The sequence below is a fragment of the Burkholderia sp. E168m23 genome (genome assembly GCF_016586125.1).
Lineage (GTDB): Bacteria > Pseudomonadota > Gammaproteobacteria > Burkholderiales > Burkholderiaceae > Burkholderia > Burkholderia orbicola.
Genome location: NZ_BCPP01000392.1, coordinates 1 through 6,143, shown reverse-complemented (window position 1 = coordinate 6,143; position 6,143 = coordinate 1). Strand labels below are relative to the sequence as shown.

At 67.3% G+C, this 6,143-nt stretch carries 8 protein-coding genes; 1 reads left to right on the top strand and 7 read right to left on the bottom strand.

The window, feature by feature from the left end:
* The 5 genes from JMF90_RS20015 to JMF90_RS19995 form a co-directional block, all read right to left on the bottom strand.
* The coding region (locus JMF90_RS20015; protein ID WP_201325348.1) for an extracellular solute-binding protein at positions 1 to 1,123 on the bottom strand (1,123 nt) is incomplete at its 3' end.
* Between the two features lie 141 nt (positions 1,124 to 1,264).
* Positions 1,265 to 1,621: a hypothetical protein gene (locus JMF90_RS20010; protein ID WP_027808916.1), complete on the bottom strand. Its 357-nt coding sequence runs from the start codon at positions 1,619 to 1,621 to the stop codon at positions 1,265 to 1,267.
* Positions 1,622 to 1,863: 242 nt separating this feature from the next.
* Entirely contained in the window at positions 1,864 to 2,529 is a 666-nt protein-coding gene (locus JMF90_RS20005; RefSeq protein WP_200093634.1) for a response regulator transcription factor, read from the bottom strand.
* A 19-nt stretch (positions 2,530 to 2,548) separates the two neighbouring features.
* On the bottom strand, positions 2,549 to 3,940 hold the full coding sequence (locus tag JMF90_RS20000) for a HAMP domain-containing sensor histidine kinase (RefSeq protein WP_200093635.1): 1,392 nt from the start codon (positions 3,938 to 3,940) through the stop codon (positions 2,549 to 2,551).
* 11 nt (positions 3,941 to 3,951) lie between these two features.
* The gene (locus JMF90_RS19995) at positions 3,952 to 4,626 is read right to left on the bottom strand and encodes a response regulator transcription factor (protein WP_175681382.1); all 675 of its coding nucleotides are present in this window, start codon (positions 4,624 to 4,626) and stop codon (positions 3,952 to 3,954) included.
* A 218-nt stretch (positions 4,627 to 4,844) separates the two neighbouring features.
* Between JMF90_RS19995 and JMF90_RS19990 the strand changes: the two genes are divergently transcribed.
* Complete coding sequence (locus tag JMF90_RS19990; RefSeq protein WP_053525551.1) at positions 4,845 to 5,144, top strand: DUF4148 domain-containing protein; 300 nt, start codon at positions 4,845 to 4,847, stop codon at positions 5,142 to 5,144.
* Between the two features lie 111 nt (positions 5,145 to 5,255).
* On the opposite strand, the gene cyoD is transcribed toward JMF90_RS19990, so the two are convergent.
* Together cyoD and cyoC are read right to left on the bottom strand one after the other, a co-directional pair.
* The gene (cyoD, locus tag JMF90_RS19985) at positions 5,256 to 5,588 is read right to left on the bottom strand and encodes a cytochrome o ubiquinol oxidase subunit IV (RefSeq protein ID WP_006478441.1); all 333 of its coding nucleotides are present in this window, start codon (positions 5,586 to 5,588) and stop codon (positions 5,256 to 5,258) included.
* Positions 5,589 to 6,143: cytochrome o ubiquinol oxidase subunit III (cyoC, locus tag JMF90_RS19980; protein ID WP_201325347.1), on the bottom strand; the 555-nt coding region annotated here is incomplete at its 5' end.

Genomic DNA, 6,143 nt, shown 5'->3' with positions numbered 1-6,143 from the left:
GCGTGTATGCGCTGTAGAACAACTGGCGGTTCAGCCATTCGAAATCGAACGCGAGGTCGAGCGCCTGGCGCACGCGCACGTCGCGGAACAGCGGCCGGCGCAGGTTCATGAAAAAGCCTTGCATGCCGGCGCCGTTATGTTGGCGGAATTCGCGCTTGACGAGTTCGCCGCTGTCGAAACGCTTGCCGACGTCGCGCCGCGTCCAGTTGCGTGCGATGTACTCGACGAGCACGTCGTATTCGCCGGCCTTGAATGCCTCGAGCCGCGCGACGCCGTCGCCGTACAGCTTGTACACGATCCGCTCGAAGTTGTTGGTGCCGACTCGTACCGGCAGGTCGGCGCCCCAGTACGCGGGGTTGCGCCGGTAGGTGATCGTGCGGCCGTTGTCGTAGCGCTCGATCACGTACGGGCCGCTGCCGATCGGCTGCTCGAACGCAAGCTGGTCGAACGGGATGCGCGAGCCGTCCGCGCGCAATCCCCACTTGCGCGAAAACACGGGCACGCCGCCGGCGATCAGCGGCAGTTCGCGGTTCGCGCTACGGAACTCGAAGCGCACGGTCGCCGGATCGACGACCACGGCCTTCGCGATTTCCGCGAAATATGCGCCGAACTGCGGTGCGGCCTGCTTGCTCTTGAGCGTATCGAACGAAAACTTGACGTCGTCGGCCGTGACGCGATCGCCGTTCGAGAAGCGTGCGCGCGGATTCAGGTGGAACGTGACCGAACGGCGGTCCGGGGCGACGTCGATGTCGTCGGCCAGCAGCCCGTAGGCGGACGCCGGTTCGTCGGAGCTGCCGGTCGCGAGGCTCTCGAACAGCATGTCGATGCCGGGCGCGGTGTTGCCGCGCATCGTGAACGGATTGAACTTGTCGAACGACGTCAGCCGGCTCGGATTCGCGAGCACGAGCGTGCCGCCCTTCGGTGCGTCGGGGTTCACGTAGTCGAAATGCTTGAAGCCCGGCGGATACTTCGGCTCGCCGTACTGCGCGATGGCGTAGGCCGCGTGCGCGGCCGGCGCGGCCAGCACCGCATGCAGCGCCAGCACCGCGGCCACGCGGCCGGCGGCCCGCAGCGCGCCGAGGCAGGCACGCGCGGCGGCGGCCCGGGGCGAACCCTTCGTCATAGAGGCCCTGTCGGTCGAATAAGGGTAGTAACGTGGAGCGATTCTACCCATTCAGTCCGTCGAGCCAAAAGAAAACCGCCACGCGGGCGGTTTTCTCGCGAGCGGTTGTCGCGCACGCGGCACGCATGCGCGACCGTTCGATCAGCGCCAGCCGTTGTGGCGGCCGTGATCCCAGTGACCGCGATCGCCGCCCCAGCCGCGGCCATGGTGGCGATACCACTCGTCGCGGCCCCAGTAGCGACGGCCGTCCCAGTAGCGGTCGCCGTGCCAGCCGATCACGATCGCCGGCGCCGGCGCGTACACGGGCGCCGGTGCATAGACAGGCGCCGGCTGGTAGACGACCGGCGGAGGCGGCGGCGCATACACGGGCGCGGGCGCGACGTAGACCGGTGCCGGCACGCCGACGTTGATCCCGACATTGACTCCCGCCATTGCTGCGCCCGACACGAGCAAGGCCGTCATACCGGTCAGGAGCGAGGCAACACGCAAAGTCTTCATGGATTCCTCTTCTGGTTGTGTCATGTGTGATTCGACTATAGCGGCAAGCACCCGCTCCGCATATTTCAAGTTTGTAAGAACTGATGCGCGGCATCGCAACAGGACACGCGCGCTAACGTCTTGTAACAATCGACGCCTGGCTGCCGGCCGGGCCGGGCCGGGCCGGGCCGGGCTGCGCGGCGCGGCGCGGCGCACGCCGCCCGTCAAGAGCTTCTTTCAGCCCTGCGTCGATATCCGCCCCGTCACCCGCCCGTGTCGAACCGGAAGCCGAATCGCGCAACCGTTTCGATCCGCGCGGAAAACGCATGCGCGACCAGCTTGCGCCGCAACCGGACGACCAGCGCATTGACCGTTTCAGGTTCGATGTCGGCATCGTCCCACGCATAACGCAGCACGGCGTCCCGACCGACCGGTCGCCCCGCTTCGCGCAGCAGGCATTCGACCACGCGAAACTCCCGTACACTGAGCGCGAGCCGCCGGCCCTGCTCCTCGAGCGCACGCGTCGCCGTGTCGAGCCGGATCGATTCACGCATCGCGATGATGCCCGCGCGGCGCCACAGCGCGCGCAACCGTTCGTGCAATTCGACGAACGAACACGGATGAGCCAGGCATACGTCGCAGCCTGCGTTCAGCAGCTGCGCGCGCTGGGCGGACGTGGTGCCGGCAACGATCGCGGCGATCGTCGCACCGCCGGCCGACGCGGCGAGCCGCGGCAATTCATCGAGAATCGCCGCCGCGGCCCCGCCATCGGTCGCGACGATCACGATCGCGTCGAACCGGTCCTGCGTCGCCGCGAAACAGCCGTCGCGCCATGCGTCGACGCGCTCGACGCCGTGCGTGCTCTCTCGAAACGCCTTGTCGAGCCGCAACGCGTGCGGATTCGGCGGCGCGATCAGCAGGATGCGCATCACTCGGTCTCCCGCGCCGTCATGCGAGCGAACGCGGCCAGCATTCGACCGTGATCGCCGTACCGGCCGGCTGCGCGTCGCCGATCCGCAGCGCGAAACCATGCACGCGCATCACCGCCGACACGATGCTCAAGCCGAGCCCCGAGCCGTTCACATGGCGCGTGCGCTCGCCGCGATAGAAGCGTTCGAGCACCGCATTGCGCTCGCCGGGCGGGATGCCGGGCCCGGTGTCCTCGAACCGGACGAGCGGACCGTGCGGCGTCGTCTGGAGCACGACGCGCACGCGGCCGCCCGGCGGCGTGAACTTGATCGCGTTGTCCGCGAGATTACTGAACGCCTCGAACAGCAACGCACGATCGCCATGGATGCCGCCGACCGTGGCCGCTTCGAGCGCGAACGACACGTCGACATCCTCGGCCAGCGGCTCGTAAAGCTCGCACACGTCGCGCAGCAGGGCCGCGACGTCGACCGCGGCAAAACCGCCGCGCCGGCTCAGCGTGCCGATCTCGGAGATGCGCAGCATCGCGCGAAACCGTTCGAGCAACCGGTCGGTTTCGTCGCGCGCCGAAGCCAGCAGCGCCGCCGACGCGGGATCATGCGCGCAGAACGGCTGGTCGGCGAGCCGCGCCAGCATCGTATGCACGCGTGCGAGCGGCGTGCGCAGGTCGTGTGCGATCCCGTCGCAGGTATGGCGCACCTCGCCCATCAGCCGCTCGACTTCGTCGAGCATGTGGTTCACGAGATGCGCGAGCAGATCGAGTTCATCGTAGCCGCCGACCGGCAGTCGCTTGCCGAGATCACCTTCGGCGATCTGTCGCGTGACGCGCCGGATCGCGGCGACGCGGCGCATCTGCCGCATGCCGAGCATGCTGCCGCCCGCGATGCCCGCGATCAGGATCACCACGCCGCCGATCACGAGCCCGCGGATCGCGACGTCGCGGATCTGGATGAAATGCGACAGGTCGCGCGCGACCACCAGCGTCATGCCGTTGTCGCGGCGCACGGCCATCGCGCGCGCGATCGGCGACGGCTGGCCGTCGAGCAGCGCGAGCGTGCGGTTCAGCGTCCGGCCGCGGCGATCGGTCTGCAGCTCGGGCGACTTAGTGATGTCGCCGGCCACGCGGCGCCCGCTCGCATCGAACAACCCGTAGAAATTCGTATGCATGTGCTCGTGCTCGAGCCGCCGGTGGATCGCGAGCGGCAGCTCGGCATCCGGAATCGAATCGAAATAGATCAGTTGCCACGCGAGCACTTCGTCGGTGTCGCGCGTCATCGTATGCGTCGCGGCCACGCTGATCACGCCCGCGAGCAGCAGCAGCGACACCGAGAAGATCGCCGCGTATGCGCATAGCCAGCGAAACGTCGTCGTATGCCAGCGGCGCGTGAAGTGCGCCGCGCGGGCTGCGTCCATTCGCGCCTCCGTCAAGCGAGCATGTAGCCCGATCCGCGCACCGTCTGGATCATCGGGTTCGCGCCGGGCGGATCGATCTTCTTGCGCAGCCGCCCCATATGGACGTCGATCAGATTGGTGCCGGGATCGAAGTGATAGCCCCACACGGCCTCGAACAGCATCGTGCGCGTGATCGTCTGGCCTGCGTTGCGCATCATGAATTCGAGCACGCGGAACTCGGTGGGCAGCAGCGGAATCTCGTCGGCGCCGCGGCGCGCGCAGCGCGAAATGAGGTCGAGCTCGAGCACGCCGACCTTCAGCAGCGTCTGCTGCGGCACACCCGATGCCTGCCGGCGGCGCAGCAGCACTTCGATGCGCGCGCTCAGTTCGCCGGAATCGAACGGCTTCGTCAGGTAATCGTCGCCGCCCGCGCGCAGCCCGCGGATGCGCTCGTCGACGTCGCCCAGCGCGCTCAGCATCAGCACCGGCGTGTCGATGCCGACCGTGCGCATCGCGGTCACGATCGCGAGGCCGTCCGCGCCCGGCAGCATCCGGTCGAGCGTGATCGCGTCGTACGATGCGCTCATCGCGCGCATCATCCCTTCGCGACCGTTATCGGTCCAGTCGACCTCGAACCCGCGGGCGGTCAGTTCGCCGACGATTTCGTTCGCGGTCACCGCATCGTCCTCGACCGTCAGTACTCGCATGGTTGCCCTCGCAATGAACTTCAACACGGGCGCGCACGATGCGCCCGCCACTATCGTAAGCGCCACGATTGCCGTGCGGCGCCAGATGAAAATAACTTCATTCGGTATCGCGACGTGCGTAGGTGAAACATGTTTCATCCGGGCGTCGCCCGCCCTGCGACGGCTGCCGCCTACGCTGACGTCATGCGGCATCGGGCCGCGAAACCAGGAGCCACCGGATGAAACTGTCGACCACCGTCGCCTGCATGCTGCTCGCATGCGCCAGCACCGCCGCGTTCGCGGGGCCGCACCTCACCCCGCAGGAATGCCACGCGTACCCGTTCGTGCACACGGGTAGCGGCGTCTCGCGTGCGGACCTCGTACGCGAGCTGTCCGAGCTCGAACAGGTCGGCTACGATCCGGCCCACGCGAGCCCGTACTATCCCGACGATCTCGACGGCGCGAAGCATCGGCTCGCCGCCGAGTACCGCGCCGACTGCACGCATGCGCTGACGGCCGACGCCGGCGCGCGGCACTGACCACACTGCCCGGCGCAACACGGCAGCCGGAAAAAACAAAAGGCGGCACGCATGTGCCGCCTTTTCTTCATGAACGCGCAAGGATGCGAACCCGATGCGCGACGACGTCGCTCAACGCGACATCATGTTCATGCTGACGTTGTGCATCACCCACAGCGTGCCGACGATCACGATCGCGGCGGTCAGCACCGTATAGCTGAACGCCATCACGTTCCAGCGCTGGCCCGACGAGCCGTTCATGTGCAGGAAATACACGAGGTGCACGACGATCTGCACGAAGGCGAGCACGGCCAGCCCGATCAGCGACGCATGCGGCGACAGCACGCCGCCCATCACGAGGCCGAACGACGCGGCCGTGAGCAGCACCGACAGGATGAAACCGGCGACGTAGCCGCCGACACTGCCGTGCCCTTCTTCGAGTTGAGACGAATGCGAATGGGCCATTTAGATCACGCTCGCGAGATAGACAAAGGAAAACACGCAGATCCACACGATGTCGAGGAAGTGCCAGAACAGGCTCAGGCACGTCAGGCGCCGCAGGTCGCGATCGGTCAGGTCGCCGCCACGCAACACGATCTGCGCGGCCAGCACGATCATCCACAACAGGCCGGCCGTCACGTGCAACCCGTGCGTGCCGACCAGCGTGAAGAACGCCGACAGGAACGCACTGCGCTGCGGGCCCGCGCCTTCCGCGATCAGGTGCGAGAACTCGCGCAGTTCCATCGTGAGAAACGCCGCGCCGAGCACGAACGTCACCGCGAGCCATGCGAGCAGCGCGCCGCGCCGCTGCTGGTACGCCGCGAGCATCGCGAAGCCGTACGTGATGCTCGACAGCAGCAGCGCGGCGGTTTCGACCGCGACGCCCGGAATGTCGAACAGCTCTTTCGCCGTCTGCCCGCCCGCGTACTGGTGGCCGAGCACCGCGAACGTCGCGAACAGCGCCGCGAAGATCACGCAGTCGGTCATCAGATACAGCCAGAACCCGAACACCGAATGCGA